Origin of the sequence: Longimicrobium sp., from assembly GCF_036399935.1 — a bacterium.
In the GTDB taxonomy this organism is placed as follows: Bacteria; Gemmatimonadota; Gemmatimonadetes; order Longimicrobiales; family Longimicrobiaceae; genus Longimicrobium.
Window position 1 is genome coordinate 23,843 of the sequence record NZ_DASWMD010000065.1, and the last position, 15,873, is coordinate 39,715.

Below are 15,873 nucleotides of genomic sequence, written 5' to 3' on the forward strand. Positions count from 1 at the left end.
TTCGGTCGTGTTCAGCTACCCGCCCGCGCCGCCTGCGGTTCCGCGCCGGCAATCCGCGCCACGGCCGCGGCGGCGCGATCCACCTCGTCCCCCGTGGTCGCCCAGCCGACGGAGAAGCGCACGGCGCCGACCGCCCCCGTGCCGATGGCGTCGTGCTGCTCCGGCGAGCAGTGGAGCCCGGCGCGCACCAGGATGCCGAAGTCGCGGTCTAGCCGCCGCGCGAGATCGGCCGCGTCCACGCCCGCCAGGTTCATCGTCACGATTCCCACGCCGTCCTCAGCCGGCGGACTGAGCAGCGTCACGCCGGGAATCAGGTCCAGCGCATCCCACAGCCGCAGCTTCAACTCGACCTCCCGCGCGTGGACGGTGGCGACTCCCCGCTCCGCCAGCCACTCCACGCCCGCCAGCAGCCCGGCGATCCCCGGCCCGTTCTGCGAGCCGGCTTCGAGCCGATCCGGGAACAGCGCGGGCATGTCCGGCGCGTCGGAGTCGCCGCCGGTGCCGCCCAGGAACACGGGCGGAAGATCGAGCCCGTCGCGCACCCACAATCCGCCCGTACCCTGCGGCCCCAGCAGCCCCTTGTGCCCGGTGAACGCCAGCAGGTCGATGCCCATGGCTTGCACGTCGATCGGGAGATGGCCGGCGGACTGCGCCGCATCCACCAGCACCAGCGCGCCGGCCGCATGCGCCCGCGCGGCCAGGTCCGCCACCGGGAGCGCGGTACCGAGCACGTTGGTGGCGTGGGGGATCACCAGCAGCCGCGCGCCCTGCAGCGCACGGTCGGCTTCATCAAGATCGACCGAACCGTCCGTCTGCCCCGCGAGCACCGTCTCGTGCACGCCACGGCCCGCCAGCGCGCGCACGGGACGGCGCACCGCGTTGTGATCGTACGCGGTGCGCACCACGCGGTCGCCCGGGCGCAGCAGGCCCAGGATGGCGACGTTCAGCGCGTGCGTGGCGTTCAGGTGAAAGGTCAGGCGGCCGGGATCGCCCGGCGCGTTGAAGAGGGCGGCGAGCGCGCGCCGGCATCGGAAGACGATCCGCCCCGCGTCCACGGCCCGGCGGTGCCCCGCCCGCCCCGGTGTGGCACCGACGCCGCGCAGATAATCGGTGACGGCCTCGATCACCGGCTCCGGGCGCACGGCGGAGGTCGCCGCGTAGTCCAGGTAGACGGCGCCGTCGTCCATCAGCCGATCGCGTCCGGATTGGCGTCGATCTCCAGGTCCAGCGCCACGTAGCGGAAGCCGACCTGCTTGACGGCGGCCGCGATGCGCGCGCCTTCATCGCCCAGCAGCCGCTCCCACCCCTCGCCGGGAACGCGTACGGCGGCGATCTCCTGCTCGTGTCCTTCGACGGACACCTCGGCGCCGCCGACCCCGTGCTCCACCAGGACGCGGAGGGCCTGCGGGACGCGCGGATCGTCGCTCATGCGAACGCCCCCAACTGCACCAGCTGCCCGCCCGCCAGCCCCTCATTCAGCGAGCCGCGGCGGTAGCCCTGCAGGTCGATCAGCACGCGCTCGAACCCGGCGCCGCGCACGGCGCGAGCGATGTCGGTTCGATGATCGGCGACGCGGTCGATCTCCGACGGGTGCACTTCCAGCCGCGCGACCGTGCCGTGGTGGCGGACGCGAAAGTCGCGGAAGCCCATCGCCCGCAGCCCGATCTCCGCCTGCTCGATCTGCCGCAGCCGCTCGGGGGTAACGGACAGGCCGTAGGGAATGCGCGAGGCCAGGCACGGCGCCGCGGGCTGGTCCCACGTGGGCAGCCCCAGCTCGCGCGACCATGCGCGGATCTCGTCCTTCGTCAGCCCCGCCTCCAGCAGCGGCGAGCGTACCGCGTTCTCCGTCGCCGCCACCGCGCCGGGCCTGTGATCACCCACGTCGTCGGCGTTGGAGCCGTCCAGCACCGCGCCGAACCCCCGCTCGGCCGCCAAATCCGCCAGCCGCGTCCACAGCTCCGACTTGCAGAAGTAACAGCGGTTGCTGGGGTTGGCCGCGTAGCGCGAATCGTCCATCTCCCGCGTTTCCAGCTCCAGCCAGGGAATGCCGAAGCGCTCGGCGACCTCGCGCGCGGTATCCTCCATCCACGACGCGATGCTGTCGCTCTTTCCCGTCACCGCCAGAACGCGCTCCGGCCCCAGCACGTCCACGGCAATGCGCGCCAGGAACACCGAATCAACCCCGCCGCTGTAGCCCACGACGACGGAGCCACAGTCGCGGAGGAGGGAGGAAAGGCGGTGACGCTTGTGCTCGGGTACCATCGGCAAGGGCTCGGGCCAGGAACGGACAAGGGCGCGCTGAAGATAGGCGCGCCCTCCGGTACCCCGCCAGCCGCCCGGCGGTCGCTCAGGACCGGGCGGAAGGCGCGGCGCGGCTGGACGGCTGCGGGTGGGCGCGGCCGCGCCGGCGCCGCCCCATCATCTCGAAGACGATCACGGGGATGGCCAGCGGAATGGCGGCGAACAGGGCGATGTCGGCCACGTTGCCGGGGGGCAGCCAGTACTCGCCCCAGCGGAACGACAGGTAGTCGGTGACGCCCCAGTGGATCACCCGCTCGCCCAGGTTGCCCACCATGCCGCCGCAGATCAGCCCCACGAACAGCCACGCCCAGCGCTGGTGATTGCGCGCCAGGCGGTGCGCCCGCCCCACGATCTGCACCAGCACCAGGATGGCGAGCACCGCGGCCACCAGGGCCAGCGCCTTGCGCCCGTTCAAGGGCAGGTTGTCCCACAGCCCCAGGATCATCGCGCGGTTGCGCACGTGCCAGAACGCCACCCGCCCCGGCACCACCTCCCGGAACCCGTCCATGGGAACCCACGCGGCAACCGCGAACTTGGTGGCCCAGTCCAGCAGCGCCACGCCCACGGCAATGCGAAAGGCCGGCTGCCACCCGTGCATCGGCTGGCTGTCCGACGCGCGGCGGCCGTGCCCGCTGCCGGGCCGGTGCGCCGTGCGGCGTTCGCCCATCAGGCGGCGCGTGAAGCGCTGCAGGGGTGTGGGAGGTGCGTTCACGAAGGCTCCGGGCGGCGTTTCGATGGACCCCGGCCCGCGGGTTTTCAAGATGCGGGCCGCGCACGCAGTCCCGCGCGCGCCTTGACCGACTCGCCGCCCACGCCCGACATTGTGTGCCCTTGCGCGAACCTGGACCCGAAGGAGCCGACGTGCCCGCCGCGAACCTGTACGATGAACTGAAGTCGAGAGGGCTGCTCTTCGACTCGACCGAAGAAGCGCGCACGCTGCTGGCCGAGCGGATGGTGACGGCCTACATCGGCTTCGACCCCACCGGGGCGAGCTTGCACGTGGGGCACCTGCTTCCGGTGATGGCGCTGGTGCACCTGCAGCGGCACGGCCACACGCCGATCGCCCTGGTGGGCGGCGGAACGGGGCTGATCGGTGACCCCAGCGGCAAGACGGCGGAGCGCAAGCTGCTCACGCGCGAAGACGTCGCGGCCAACGTCGCCGGGCTGCGCGGGCAGCTGGAGAAGTTCCTGGACTTTTCCGGTGACAACGCCGCGCGCATGCTCGACAATGCCGACTGGCTGACCGCCATCTCGTACGTGGAGTTCCTGCGCGACGTGGGCAAGCACTTCACCATCAACTACATGACGGCCAAGGAGTCCGTCAAGCGGCGGATGGAGGCCGAAGAGGGCCTTTCGTACACCGAGTTCAGCTACATGCTGATGCAGGCGTACGACTTCCTGGTGCTGAACGAGCGCGAGGGCTGCCTGATGCAGTTGGGCGGCAGCGACCAGTGGGGCAACATCACGGCCGGGATCGAGCTGATCCGCCGCGTGCGGGGCGTTCGCGCGCAGGGCGTGGTCATGCCGCTGGTGACCACGGCCGCGGGGGTGAAGTTCGGCAAGACGGAAGAGGGCGCCGTGTGGCTGGACCCGGCGCGCACCTCGCCGTACCGCTTCTACCAGTTCTGGCTGAACACCGACGACCAGGACGTGGCCAGGTACCTGAAATACTTCACCCTGCTGCCGGTGGAGGAGATCGACGCCGCCGTGCAGGCGCACACGGCCGAGCCGCACCGGCGTACCGCCCAGCGCCTGCTGGCGGCGGAGGTGACGCGCACGGTGCACGGCGAGGACGAACTGGCCAGGGCGGAGCGGGCGTCGGCGCTGCTGTTCGGCGGCGGCAGCGTGCAGGGGCTGAGCGCGGCCGAGATCGTCGAGGTGCTGAACGAGGTGCCCTCGAGCGACGCGCCCGCGGGCCTCGCCGACGGCGTGCTCCTCTCGGACCTGCTGATGCAGGCCGGCTTCGCTTCCTCACGCGCCGAGGCCAGGCGGCTGATCGCGGGTGGCGGCGTGTACCTGAACGACGCGGCGCGCGGGTCGGACGACCGGGTTACGCGCGAGGACGCCATCGAGGGCCAGGTGATCGTCCTGCGCAAGGGCAAGCGCAGCTACCACGTGATCCGCTGCGATCCCGCGTAGGCCACGGCCCCAGACGGAATCTCACGCGGACACTTCTGCGCAATCCTTCTACACGAGCGCCGGCCGGGGCGCGCCCTCCGCCTGCGCCGCGCCGCCCAGGCGGGCGATGCGGTCTGGATGGGCGCCTTCCAGCACATCCTCCTTGGCGGCGAGGATGATTCCCCGCAGCAGCTCGGCGTCGGTGGGAATTCCGGCCTCGTGCGCCACCGCGCGCGCCTCGGCCAGCAGCGCCTGCGGCATGCGCAGCGACAGGCGCGCGCGCGCAGGGGCCTGGGCCTGTTCTGACGACGCCAGCTCGCGCACCCGCTCGGCGAAGGCCGGGTCGCTCGCCACCTCGCGCAGGTAGAAGCGCAGCAGGTCCGGGCGAAAGGCCGCAACCGCCGCGGAAAAACGGTCGGCCAGCAGGTGGATTACGTCTTCCAGGTGATAGGGAATGCGCGCCTCCAAAGCGACATCCTTCTTCCGCTCCAGCGCCTCCTTGAGCTTGGGCGCGGACTGCGCCGGGAGCGCCACCACCCGGTCGCAGACGTCGCACACCGCGGCGAGCACCCCCGGAACCTGCACGCCGCTGTCTTCCAGCGGCACGGTGCGCACCGCGAAGCGCGTGGACACCCGGCGCTTGCACTGCGGGCACATGGCCTCGGAGCGGTCGCCCTCCTTGTACAGATGCATGCTGCCCTCCCCTTACCTGTGAACGCTGATGAACATGGCGTCGGCGGACAGAAAGTACGCTTTGACGTACCACCGGTGCCCCTCGTGCGCCGGCTTGAAGACGTGGCACGCCACCCGCTCGTCGAAGTGGTGCGGCGTGCACGAGTAGTCGCGCCCGGTGCACCGCATGAGCAGCTGCGCCACGAACTCCGGGCCAACGTCGCCCACCGCCAGCAGGTTCCTGCTTACGTCGGCCCGATGCTCGTGCTGAAAGCGCCCGGACTGCAGCGCGTCGACCAGCAGTGTGCGCACGTCCTTGAAGCCCATCTTCTCCCCGGCCCGTCCAATGTACGTCGTTCGTCGTACCTGCGCAAGGGGCTCGCGACGACCGAAAGCAAACAAAGCGAACTGGGGAGAGTGCGTTCAAAAGCGAGGAAAGATCAAGCCGGTCGAATGGGCCACAGGTGGGTCAGCGGTGCGCGGCTGTGGCGGGTACGGTGGGATGAAAAGCAGGGGGGCGGACCGGAAACTCCGGTCCGCCCCCTGGCGCTGGTCCTGCTCGCGACTCAGTGCGTCTGGAACACCGACACGCGCCCTTCCTTGCTGAACGCGATCACGTCGTAGGGATCGCGGGCGCCGCCGGGCACCTCCATCCCCGGTGATCCGCGCGGCATTCCGGGCACCGCGAGGCCGGCGACGCCCTGCGGCTTTTCGCGCAGGAGGCGAACGACGTCCGCGGCGGGCACGTGGCCCTCGATCACGAAGCCGTCCACCACGGCGGTGTGGCACGAGCCCAGGTGACCGGGAACGCCCTGCTCCCGCTTCACCGGGTCGACGTTGGCGGTGTCTACCACCTGCACGTCGAACCCGGCGGCTTTTGCGTGGTCCACCCATGCGCGGCAGCACCCGCACGTCGGGGTCTTGTACACCACCATCTTCACGCCCCCGGCGTTCACCGCGGGCGCGGCGGCCTGCGCGGCCTGCTGCGGGGCGGCGGCGGCGCCTTCAGCCGGCGGCGGCGCGGATTCGCCGGCGCGCGAGCCGCAGGCGGCGGCGGCGGAGAGCACGAGGAGCGCGGCGGCCCGGGCCAGCCGGCGCGGAGCGATGACGGATGCCATGGCGGAGACCTCTTCGAGGACGTGTTGAGCGGGCCCGCAGTCCGCGGGAGCACGAGCAAAGATGTTGCCCGCCGCGCGACCGGGTCAACCCCGGGCGGCTCCGATCCAGGTGCGGAGAAGGGGTGGACGCGCGCCCGGCGGTTGCAGAAAGCCCGAGCTCCCGCTATTATCTCCTGCTCCCCCGGAACCGTCCGGGGGAGATTTCGTTTTTTTCACATCCCGAACCTGCTCCGCGCGCACCGGCGCGGGGCCACATGTCCAAAGGGAAAGGTGACCTTGAGGGACTACGAGATCGTGTACATCTTCGGGCCCGAGCTCGAAGAAGAGCAGGTGAACGAGAAGCTGGAACGCTTCCACGGCCTGCTGACGGGCGCCAACGGCGGCGAGATCACCGCCACCGACCACTGGGGCCGCCGCCAGCTGGCCTACGAGGTAGAGCGCCAGAACAGCGGCTACTACGTGGTGGAGCACTTCCGCGCGCCCGGCGAGGCGCTGCCGGAGTTCGAGCGCGCGCTCAAGCTGGATGAATCCGTTCTCCGCTACCTGGTGGTGGTGAACGAGGGCGACCTGCCCACCACGCCGGTGCCCCCCCGGGAGCGCCGCGATGACGAGTCCGAGGACGAGGCGGAGGGCTGATTATGCGCGGTGGACGCAAGGCGTGCCCCATGTGCGAGGGCGCCGTTCGGAATATCGACTACAAGGACGAGAGCACGCTCGCCCGCTTCATCACCGAGCGCGGCAAGATCCTGCCGCGGCGGATCAGCGGGATGTGCGCGCGGCACCAGCGGCAGGTGGGCACCGCCATCAAGCGCGGACGCTACCTGGCCCTGCTGCCGTACATCGCCGGCCACGAGGCGTAAGGAGATAAAGCCATGCAGGTGATTCTTCGGGACCGTCTCGAAAACCTGGGCGAGGTGGGCGACGTCGTAGACGTGCGCCCCGGCTATGCCCGCAACTACCTGATCCCCAAGGGGCTGGCGTACGAGGCCACCAAGGCCAACGTGCGCCGCATCGAGGCCGAGAAGGCCGCCCAGACCCGCCGCGAGGGCGAGACGCTGAACGAGGCGCGCCAGCGCGCTTCGGCCATCGAGGGCGTGTCGCTCACCTTCCACGCCCGCGCGGGCCAGGAAGGCAAGCTGTTCGGCTCCATCACGTCGGCCGACATCGCCGACAAGCTGGCCGAGCAGGGGGTTCAGATCGACCGCCGCACCATCGAGCTGGACGAGCCCATCAAGTCGCTGGGCGTCACCAGCGTTCCCGTGCGCCTGCACCCGCAGGTTCGCCCGGAGATCAAGGTGTGGGTGATCGCCGAGGACTGATCCAGTCCCTGGCGGCCACGAGCCGGAAGCGGCCTTCGCCCTGCGCGGAGGCCGCTTTGCTTTCCGCTGTACCCGGCGCGTGCGCCCCGCGTCGGCACCCGACTTGCCCCGCCGGAGGGCCGTGCCCAACTTGCCCCCTGGCTTGCAGATGAATCGCAGTAACGAGATCGGACCCGTTCCGGAGACCGGATGACTGACACGCCCGCCAGTTCGACGCCGCCCAGCCTGCCCCGCGAGGTGGAGCGCGCGGTGGAGCTGCTGTTCGACCGCAAGGCCCAGGACGTCGTTGCGCTGGACCTGCGCAAGCTGTCCACGGCCACCGACTTCTTTCTGATCGCCACCGGCACCTCCGACACGCACGTGGCTTCCATCGCCGACCACGTGGTGACGGAGCTGAAGACCCAAGGCGTCCGCCCGCTGAACGTGGAGGGCGAGCGCGGCGGCCGCTGGGTGCTGGTGGACTACTTCGACTTCGTGGTGCACGTGTTTCACCCCGCCGCCCGCGAGTTCTACCAGCTGGAGCGGTTGTGGGGCGACGCGCCCCTGCACAAGCTGGAGCCCCGCGCCGCGTAGGCCGCGGCAGGGCTTCCACGGAGAGGCGGAGCAGCAGACGAGGCGCGGAGGAACCCAGCTTCCCCCGCGCCTCGCGCCGTCTTCGCCGCTGAGAACGGGACCCGCCGCACCCCCTCCACCGCACTTCCGTACGTCCGTCCAGCCCAAACGCTTGCGGCGCAACGATTCAGGCCTGTACCTTTCCGTCCGGGCAGGGTCCGCGGCCCTCCCGCGCCCCGAGGGGCGCCATCCGACCGGCTACCTCCAGGCCCATGACCGATCCGCACGCGCTCGCCGGCACTCCAGACCGGGGCCCCTCCGCGCCCACGTTCTTCGACCCGTCGTTCGAGCGGCTTCCCGCTCCCGTGTCGGGCGATTCGGCCACGCCCGGGCCCGTGCTGCTGCTCTTCGACCGCGATGCCGACCGCGACTGGGTGGCCGACGCGGCGGTGGCGCTGGCGACCGGGTGGCATGCCGCCGGGCGCCGCACGGTGCTCGCCGACCTGTGCCTGGACGATCCTTTCCTGCACGAGCGGATCGGGATGCCCAACCAGGAGGGCGTCGTCGACATCTTTTTGTACGGCGCCTCCCTGGCCCGGAGCGCGCGCGCCGTCCCGGGACGCGGCTTCTACCTGATCTCCAGCGGCACCTACACCCCCGACGCCGGCGAGGTGCTGCGCAGTCCCCGCTGGGAAAAGATCGTCGCCGGGTTCCGCGACGCCAACGCGGCCCTGCTGCTCTTTGCCCCCTCCGACGCGCCCGAGCTGGCCGCCATCGGCCGGTTCGCCGACGATGCCATCGTCCTGGGAGGCGGGGACGGCCCGGGCGCCCTGCCGGCCTCCGTGGCTGGCGTGGCGACCCGCGCCTGGCTGGCCCCGCCGCGCACCGACGGCGACCGCGCCCCCGCCGCCGCGCCCGCCACCCCGGCCGACCGCTTTCCCGAGCCGGAGCCGGTGTCGCCGTGGAACGCTCCGCCGGGCAGCTACGCCCCCCCCGTGCCTACCGCGGAAGCCACGGGCGCCCTGCCCACCGCGGCGGAGGCGGCGTACGCGCCCCCCGCCGGCATCCCCGCGCCCGAGGCGGACTGGCGCGAGCCCGAGCCCCCCAAGAAGAAGCGCGTCTCGCCCGTGCTGCTGGTGCTGCTGCTGATCGTTCTGCTGGCGGCGCTCGCCGTGGTGCTGGCGCCGCAACTGGGCATCTCCATCCCCTTCCTGGCCCCCGCGGCGGCCGAGGAGGCCCCCGCCCCCGCGCCCAAGCAGGCCGCGGCGGCGCCCGCCGCGCAGCGCGGGCCGCCCCAGCCCCAGGGCGCGGCGCTGCCCTACTCCGTCTACGTCGCCAACTACCAGAGCTTCGCCGAAGCGTCGCGCTTCGCGGCCCAGGCGTCGGGCAAATTTTCCGAGGCCCGGTTCTTCGTCTTTCCCGAGCCCAAGGACGGGGTGGTCTGGTGGCGGGTGATGGCGGGGATGGCGGCCGACACCACGGCCGTCCTTGCCCTTCGCGACCGCCTCCTGGCCGCGGGGCTGGTGGACGAAGACGAGGTCGGCGGCCGGTACGACCTGATCCAGTCTCGCCCCCTGGCCTACGAGGTGGGCGAGTTCGCCACCATCCAGGAGGCCACCGCGCGCGGGGAGGAGCTGGCGAACCGCGAAATTCCGGTCTACGTGACGCCGGTTCCCTACTCCGACGGCACGGAGCGGTGGAAGGTGTACGCCGGGGCTTACCGCGACAGCGCCAGCGCGGCGCCCATGAAATCCAAGCTGGAAGGCGCCCGGATCCCCGCCAAGATGGTGGAACGCACGGGCCGCCCCCCCGCCTCCCCGAAATGAAGCTTCGCTCCCTCCGTCTCCACGGCTTCAAGTCCTTCCCCGACAAGACCACCATCGAGCTTCGCGACGGCGTGACCGCCATCGTGGGCTCCAACGGCTGCGGCAAGTCCAACACGGCCGACGCCGTGCGCTGGGTGCTGGGCGAAACCCGCGCGGGCGCCCTGCGCTCCGCCAAGATGGAAGAGGTGATCTTCCAGGGCAGCACCCGCCGCCGTCCCCTGAACTACGCCGAGGTTTCGCTCGTCTTCAGCAACGAGGACGGCAGCGTTCCCCTGCCCCGCAGCGAGATCGAGATCGCCCGCAAGGTGTTTCGCGAAGGCGGCAGCGAGTACTCGCTGAACCGCCAGGGGTGCCGCCTCCGCGACATCCACGACCTGCTGCGCGACACCGGCCTGGGCGCCAACGCCTATTCGATCATCGAGGGAGGGATGATCGACGCCATCCTCAGCGAGCGGCCCGACGAGCGCCGCGCGCTGTTCGAAGAGGCGGCCGGGATCGGCAAGTACAAGGACCGCCGCAAGGCCGCGCAGCGCCGGCTGGAGGCGGCGGAGGTCGATCTCGCGCGCCTGAACGACCTCGTTGTCGAGGTGGAGTCCAAGGTGCGCGCCCTGGCCCGGCAGCGCCGCAAGGCCCAGCGACACGCCGAGCTGCTGGCCCGGCGGCTGGACCTGGAGATGGCGCTCGCCCGCGCCGAGACCAGCGCGCTCGCCGCCGCATTGGCGGAGGGCGAGCGGCGGCGTTCCTCGCTGGAGCAGGCGGCGAGGGAGGCTGAAACCGAGCGGGTGACCGCGGAGGCCATCGTCGGGGAGCGCAGGCTGGAGGCGGCGGAGGTCTCGCGCCAGCGCACCGCCGTCGCCGCGCGGCTGGAAGACGTCCGCAAGCGGCTGGACACCCGCGAGCGGGAGATCCTGCTGGCAGACGAACGGCGCTCGCACGCGGAAATGCGCATCGCCCAGCTGGTGCGCGAGCGGGGCGAGCTGGCGGAACGGGCGGATCGATGGGCGGCGGACGCGGCGCGGCTGGAGGGCGACCGCGGCGTGGCGGCCACCCGGCTGGAGGGGCTGCGCGAGCGGCTGGAGGCGCGGCTGGAAGAGAACGAGGCCCTGCGTGCCACGCTCGCCTCGCACCGGCGCGCCAGCGAGGCCGCCGCGGCGCGCGCGCGGGACCTGGCGCGCGAGATCGCCGCGGCCGAGGGAGAACGTGCGGCGGCCGAGCGGCGCCAGCACGAGTCGGCCGACCTCCTCACCCGGCTCGCCGCGCAGGAGGCGCAGCTGGGCGTGGAGTTGTCCGCGCTGGACGAGCAGACGGAACTGTGGTCCGGCCAGGGCGACGCGCTCCGCGACCGGCTGGACGCCGCCATCGACGCCGCCGAGCGCGCGCGGGAGGAAATCCGCGTGCTCCGCGGCCGCGAGGGCGCCGTGCGCGACCAGCTCCGCGGCGCGGACGACCGGCTGTCGCGGCTGACCGCGCAGGTGGCCGCGCGCGAAGCGCTGGAGCGCAGCTACGAGGGATTCTCGCCCGCGGTGTCGGCCATCATGGGCCAGCGCGACCGCTTTCCCGGCGTCCTCGCCCCCCTCGCCGACTTCGTCCGGGCCACCACCGCCGACGCGGCGACGGCCACGGCGGTGGAGTCGTTTCTCGGCACGCTGCTCCAGGCGCTGGTCGTCGCCGACCTGGCCGCCGCCCGCCGGGTGCGCCGCTGGTTCCGCGACGAGTGGGACGGCGGGGGCACGCTCATGGTCCTTCCGCTGGACGCGCCCGGCGTGGGCGAGGCGGTGCGCGAGGCGCGGGCCGCCGCGGGGCTAGGCGTTTCCGGGCACGGCGCCGCCGCGGCCTGGGCCGACACCTTCCTCCAGGGCCTGGTCGTCGTCCCCGGCGAAGACCCGCTGGACGGCTACGGCCCCGGCGCACGGGTCGACGCGCTGGGCGACACGGTGGATCCACGCGGGGTCATCCGCCTGGGCCAGCCGGTCTCGGGCGAGGGAATCCTGGCCCGGCGCGAGGCGCTGGCACGGCTGCGCAACGAGGTGGAGGACGCGCGCGTGGCCCACGACCGCCTGGCCGCCGACCGCGCCGCGCTCGCCGAGCAGGCGGCCATCGCCGAGGAGCACGCCCGCGAGGCCGAGGCGTTCGTCCGGCGCACGGAAAGCGAGCTGCGGCAGCTGGACGCGGAGGCCGCCGCGCACGGGCACCGGCAGGCACGGCTGCGGCGCGAGCGCGAAGAGGTGGGCGTGGCGATGGCGAACGCCCGCCGCCAGTCCGCCGAAGCGGCGGAGCGCATCTTCACGCTCGACACGCGGCTGGCGGAGTTGCAGCGCCAGGCCAACGAGGCCGCGGGCGCAACGCATCGCGCCACCGCCGCCCTTTCCGAGCTGGACTCCGCGTGGGAGGCGGCGCGCGACGAGGAATCCGAGCTCCGGGTCGCCGTCGCCCGGGCGGAGGGCGAGCTGCGGGAACTGGACCGCGCCCTCGCGGACGCCGCGCGCGGCGCGGAGGGCGCGCGGGGCCGCGGGCGAACGCTGGAGGCGGAGACCACGGAGCTGCGTCGCTCGCTGGAAGGGCTCTCCGGCATCCGGGACCGCGCGGGCGGCGAGGTGGAGGGGCTCTTCCGCGACCGCGACCGCGAGGCCTCCCTCCTGGCCGGCCTCGACACCCGCCTGGGAGAGCTGGAGGCGGAGATCGCCGGCGCGGACGAGCGGGCGCGCGCGGCCCGGCGGCGCGAAACCGAGTCGGGCGAGGAGCGGCACCGGCTGGAGCTGGAGCGCGCCGACCAGGAGAGCCGCTTGGTGCGGGCGCGCGAGCGGGTGGAGGTGGAGTGGGGCCGCCCATGGGACACGCTGGTCACGCAGGCTGGCCCGGTGGAAGACGGAGAGCCCGACGCGTGGCGCGCGGAGGTGCGCGAGGTCGCCCAGGCGGTGGACGCGCTGGGGCCCATCAACATGCTGGCGGTGCAGGAGTACGAGGAAGAGGACCGCCGCCTGAAGTTCCTGCTGGAGCAGCAAGCCGACCTGGCCAAGGCGCGCGACGACCTTTCGTCCGCCATCCGCCAGATCAACAAGACGGCGAAGGAGGTCTTCATGGCCACCTTCGACACCGTGCGCCAGAACTTCCACCGCACCTTCCAGTCGCTGTTCCAGGGCGGCGAGTGCGACGTGTGGCTGGCGGACCCGGACGACCCGCTGGAGTCGCCCATCGAGATCCACGCCTCGCCCCGGGGGAAGAAGACGCAGCGCATTCACCTGCTTTCCGGCGGCGAGCGCACGCTGACGGCGCTGTCGCTGCTGTTCGCCATCTACCTGGTGAAGCCGTCGCCCTTCTGCCTCTTCGACGAGGTCGACGCTCCGCTGGACGAGAGCAACGTGGGCCGCTTCATCCAGCTGCTGAACGACTTCAAGGAGCAGACGCAGTTCATCGTCATCACCCACAACCCGCGTACCATGGAGGCCGCGGACTGGATCTACGGGGTGACGATGGAAGAGCCGGGCGTATCCACCGTGGTGGGCGTGGAGCTGGAAGGCGCCTGGCCGTACAGCGAGCGGGTGGCCTGACCCGCACTTTTTCCGCCACCGGGGCTTCCTCCCTCACTCCTCCGCAGTGCGCTCCACATCTCACGTCCGCGGCCGATCCATCGGACGCACCCGACCCGTCCCGCCACTTCGCTTTTCGAGTTTCGCCGCGAGGGCGCCGGTCCATGGACGCGGGGCGGCCCGGCGGGTAAATTCAGGGGTCCGTTACTCCTTTCTCCCGCTGGGATCTGGACCATGCTGGTCGTCATGAGGCACGACGCGACGGCGCAGGACATCGACGCCGTCGTTGAAACGATACGCGAGATGGGCTACGAGGCCCGGCCCATGCCCGGAAAGCAGCGCACCGCCATCGGCCTGGTGGGCAATGACGGCAAGGTGAACGCCGACCGCATCGAGGCGCAGAGCGGCGTGCTGGAGATCATCCACGTCTCGCAGCCGTACAAGCAGGTGTCGCGCGAGTGGAAGGACGAGGCCACCGTGGTCACGCTCGACAACGGCACGCGCATCGGCGCGGGCGAGGTGTCGGTGATGGCGGGTCCCTGCTCGGTGGAGGGCGAGGCGCAGATCATCGGCATCGCGCACCGGCTGCGCGAGCAGGGCGCCACCATCCTTCGCGGCGGCGCCTTCAAGCCCCGCACCTCGCCCTACTCGTTCCAGGGGATGGGGGAAGAGGGGCTGAAGCTGCTGGCCCGCGCGCGTGAAGAGACGGGGATGGCGATCGTCACCGAGGCCATCGACTCCGAGAGCCTGGACCTGGTGGCCCAGTACGCCGACATCGTGCAGATCGGCGCGCGCAACATGCAGAACTTTTCGCTGCTGCGCCGTGCGGGCCGCGCCGGCAAGCCGGTGCTGCTGAAGCGAGGGATGGCGGCCACGGTGAAGGACCTGCTGCTTTCGGCCGAGTACATCCTGGCCGAGGGCAACCCCAACGTGATCCTGTGCGAGCGGGGAGTGCGCGGATTCGACACCCATACCCGCAACCTGCTGGACCTGACGGCCATCCCGGTGGTCAAGTCGCTTTCGCACCTGCCCATCATCGCCGACCCCAGCCACGGCACGGGACTGCGCGCCAAGGTGATCCCCATGGCGCGCGCCGCCATCGCCGCGGGCGCCGACGGGCTGATGATCGAGGTTCACCCGGACCCGGAACGCGCCATGAGCGACGGCGCGCAGTCGCTGTATCCCGACCAGTTCGGCGAGTTGATGGAGCAGATCGCCGTGATCGCCACGGCCATCGGCACGCGGATGGTGCCGCCGGTGGCGGCCGTGCAGGGTGCCGGGGCCGCCGGGTAGCGGCCGCCCCCCACGCCCGCCCGGCGGCAACAAGGCGCTGGGCGACCGGGGGGAACAGCTGGCGGCCCGCCATCTGGCGGACCGGGGGTGGGTGATACTCCACCGCAATTACAGATTAGGACACCGAGAGATAGACCTCGTCGCGCGCCGCGGCGAGGTCGTCGCGTTTGTGGAGGTAAAGACGCGTGGGGGAATGGGTTACGGCCATCCCCTGGAAGCCATCACCCGGAAAAAGCGCAAAGAAATCCAGGCCGTCGCCGCCGCGTGGATCAAGGAGTTCGGCCGCCCGCGTGACGTGTACCGCTTCGACGCCGTCGCCATCCTGCTCCCGGCCGGCGGCCAGCCCGTGATCGAGCACGTGGAGGACGCGTGGCGGATGTACTGAGCCGCGCGGCGCCTCACGCGCTCGGGACGGGCTCTTGGCCTTGACCAAAACCCAAGCCGATAGGTATACTCATGCCCGTCATCGTACGCGAGGGTAGCTGGCGCATCTGGATTTACTCCGATGACCACGGATTTCCCCATGTTCACGTGGTTCATCCGGGCGGGCGTGTGAAGATTCGTCTGACCCCGGGACACGACGTGTTGGGCGTGAGCCGGATGAGCCCGCGTGACTTGCTGAAAGCGGTGAGGCTGGTGGAGACTCATCGGGAGATACTCATGGCTGCGTGGAGGAATATCCATGGACATTAGCCGCCTGACTGACGAAGCGATCCTCGCTCAGTACACCGCCGCGTGCGAGGCTGATCGAATTGCCGATCTAACCGAGCCCCGCGCGAAGTCGGCGAGCTACGACCGGACGACGGGCCGCATCGTTGTGGAGCTGAAGCTTGGAAGTGCCTTTGCGTTTCCTCCGGGACTGTACCCCGAACTCCAGGGACGCACTCCCGAGGAGCTGGCTCTCGTTGAGCCAGATCCTTCTGGAGAGGCACTGCTGTGGGAAGAACTCGACGTGGGCATCACCGTCGCAGGCATCCTGGTGCGCATTCTCGGCGACTCCATGCTGCGAGCCTTCGCCAGCCGAGGCGGGTCGTCCACGAGCGAGCGGAAGGCGGCGGCGGCGCGGGCGAACGGGCGCAAGGGCGGCCGGCCGCGGAAGAAGCGGCCCACGAAGGAGCCCGCCGCAACCTGAGCGGTGGGGGGCGGG

At 71.6% G+C, this 15,873-nt stretch carries 18 protein-coding genes; 11 read left to right on the forward strand and 7 right to left on the reverse strand.

Annotated features, from left to right (window positions below):
• Nucleotides 1-11: 11 nt before the first annotated feature.
• From VGB24_RS19650 to VGB24_RS19665, 4 genes are all read right to left on the reverse strand, one after another.
• Nucleotides 12-1,187, reverse strand: a complete 1,176-nt coding sequence (locus tag VGB24_RS19650; protein ID WP_331074644.1) for an aminotransferase class V-fold PLP-dependent enzyme — start codon at nt 1,185-1,187, stop codon at nt 12-14.
• Entirely contained in the window at nt 1,187-1,429 is a 243-nt protein-coding gene (locus VGB24_RS19655; RefSeq protein ID WP_331074645.1) for a hypothetical protein, read from the reverse strand. Before VGB24_RS19655 ends, VGB24_RS19650 begins: the two co-directional genes overlap by 1 nt.
• Nucleotides 1,426-2,262 carry an ATP-dependent sacrificial sulfur transferase LarE gene (larE, locus tag VGB24_RS19660; protein WP_331074646.1) on the reverse strand — a complete coding sequence of 279 codons (837 nt, stop codon included), beginning with the start codon at nt 2,260-2,262 and terminating at the stop codon, nt 1,426-1,428. The genes VGB24_RS19655 and larE overlap by 4 nt, the downstream gene beginning before the upstream one ends.
• Nucleotides 2,263-2,347: 85 nt before the next feature.
• A complete protein-coding gene (locus tag VGB24_RS19665; RefSeq protein WP_331074647.1) occupies nt 2,348-3,013 on the reverse strand; it encodes a signal peptidase II in 666 nt (221 codons plus the stop codon).
• Between the two features lie 149 nt (nt 3,014-3,162).
• Between VGB24_RS19665 and tyrS the strand changes: the two genes are divergently transcribed.
• Complete coding sequence (gene tyrS / locus VGB24_RS19670) at nt 3,163-4,440, forward strand: tyrosine--tRNA ligase (RefSeq protein ID WP_331074648.1); 1,278 nt, start codon at nt 3,163-3,165, stop codon at nt 4,438-4,440.
• 48 nt (nt 4,441-4,488) lie between these two features.
• Here the strand turns inward: tyrS and VGB24_RS19675 are convergent, their stop codons facing one another.
• The 3 genes from VGB24_RS19675 to VGB24_RS19685 form a co-directional block, all read right to left on the reverse strand.
• On the reverse strand, nt 4,489-5,112 hold the full coding sequence (locus tag VGB24_RS19675) for a hypothetical protein (protein WP_331074649.1): 624 nt from the start codon (nt 5,110-5,112) through the stop codon (nt 4,489-4,491).
• Nucleotides 5,113-5,124: 12 nt separating this feature from the next.
• Complete coding sequence (locus VGB24_RS19680; RefSeq protein WP_331074650.1) at nt 5,125-5,418, reverse strand: hypothetical protein; 294 nt, start codon at nt 5,416-5,418, stop codon at nt 5,125-5,127.
• Nucleotides 5,419-5,657: 239 nt separating this feature from the next.
• On the reverse strand, nt 5,658-6,209 hold the full coding sequence (locus tag VGB24_RS19685; protein ID WP_331074651.1) for a DUF411 domain-containing protein: 552 nt from the start codon (nt 6,207-6,209) through the stop codon (nt 5,658-5,660).
• Between the two features lie 276 nt (nt 6,210-6,485).
• Here VGB24_RS19685 and rpsF point away from each other — a divergent pair, with 276 nt between their 5' ends.
• The 10 genes from rpsF (at nt 6,486) to VGB24_RS19730 (ending at nt 15,858) form a co-directional block, all read left to right on the forward strand.
• Nucleotides 6,486-6,845, forward strand: coding sequence for a 30S ribosomal protein S6 (rpsF, locus tag VGB24_RS19690; protein ID WP_331074652.1), 360 nt, complete (start codon nt 6,486-6,488; stop codon nt 6,843-6,845).
• A gap of 2 nt (nt 6,846-6,847) precedes the next feature.
• Nucleotides 6,848-7,069 (forward strand): 30S ribosomal protein S18, encoded by a 222-nt coding sequence (rpsR, locus tag VGB24_RS19695; protein ID WP_331074653.1) that lies wholly within the window; start codon nt 6,848-6,850, stop codon nt 7,067-7,069.
• A 12-nt stretch (nt 7,070-7,081) separates the two neighbouring features.
• Nucleotides 7,082-7,528, forward strand: coding sequence for a 50S ribosomal protein L9 (gene rplI / locus VGB24_RS19700; protein ID WP_331074654.1), 447 nt, complete (start codon nt 7,082-7,084; stop codon nt 7,526-7,528).
• A gap of 189 nt (nt 7,529-7,717) precedes the next feature.
• The gene (gene rsfS, locus VGB24_RS19705; protein WP_331074655.1) at nt 7,718-8,101 is read left to right on the forward strand and encodes a ribosome silencing factor; all 384 of its coding nucleotides are present in this window, start codon (nt 7,718-7,720) and stop codon (nt 8,099-8,101) included.
• 251 nt (nt 8,102-8,352) lie between these two features.
• Nucleotides 8,353-9,906, forward strand: coding sequence for an SPOR domain-containing protein (locus VGB24_RS19710; RefSeq protein ID WP_331074656.1), 1,554 nt, complete (start codon nt 8,353-8,355; stop codon nt 9,904-9,906).
• Nucleotides 9,903-13,454, forward strand: a complete 3,552-nt coding sequence (gene smc / locus VGB24_RS19715) for a chromosome segregation protein SMC (RefSeq protein ID WP_331074657.1) — start codon at nt 9,903-9,905, stop codon at nt 13,452-13,454. Before VGB24_RS19710 ends, smc begins: the two co-directional genes overlap by 4 nt.
• A gap of 213 nt (nt 13,455-13,667) precedes the next feature.
• Nucleotides 13,668-14,726 (forward strand): 3-deoxy-7-phosphoheptulonate synthase, encoded by a 1,059-nt coding sequence (gene aroF, locus VGB24_RS19720; RefSeq protein ID WP_331074658.1) that lies wholly within the window; start codon nt 13,668-13,670, stop codon nt 14,724-14,726.
• Nucleotides 14,707-15,111, forward strand: a complete 405-nt coding sequence (locus VGB24_RS19725) for a YraN family protein (RefSeq protein ID WP_331074659.1) — start codon at nt 14,707-14,709, stop codon at nt 15,109-15,111. The genes aroF and VGB24_RS19725 overlap by 20 nt, the downstream gene beginning before the upstream one ends.
• Before the next feature lie 71 nt (nt 15,112-15,182).
• Nucleotides 15,183-15,419 carry a DUF4160 domain-containing protein gene (locus VGB24_RS25495; protein WP_414676734.1) on the forward strand — a complete coding sequence of 79 codons (237 nt, stop codon included), beginning with the start codon at nt 15,183-15,185 and terminating at the stop codon, nt 15,417-15,419.
• A complete protein-coding gene (locus VGB24_RS19730) occupies nt 15,409-15,858 on the forward strand; it encodes a DUF2442 domain-containing protein (protein ID WP_331074660.1) in 450 nt (149 codons plus the stop codon). Before VGB24_RS25495 ends, VGB24_RS19730 begins: the two co-directional genes overlap by 11 nt.
• Nucleotides 15,859-15,873 lie beyond the last annotated feature (15 nt).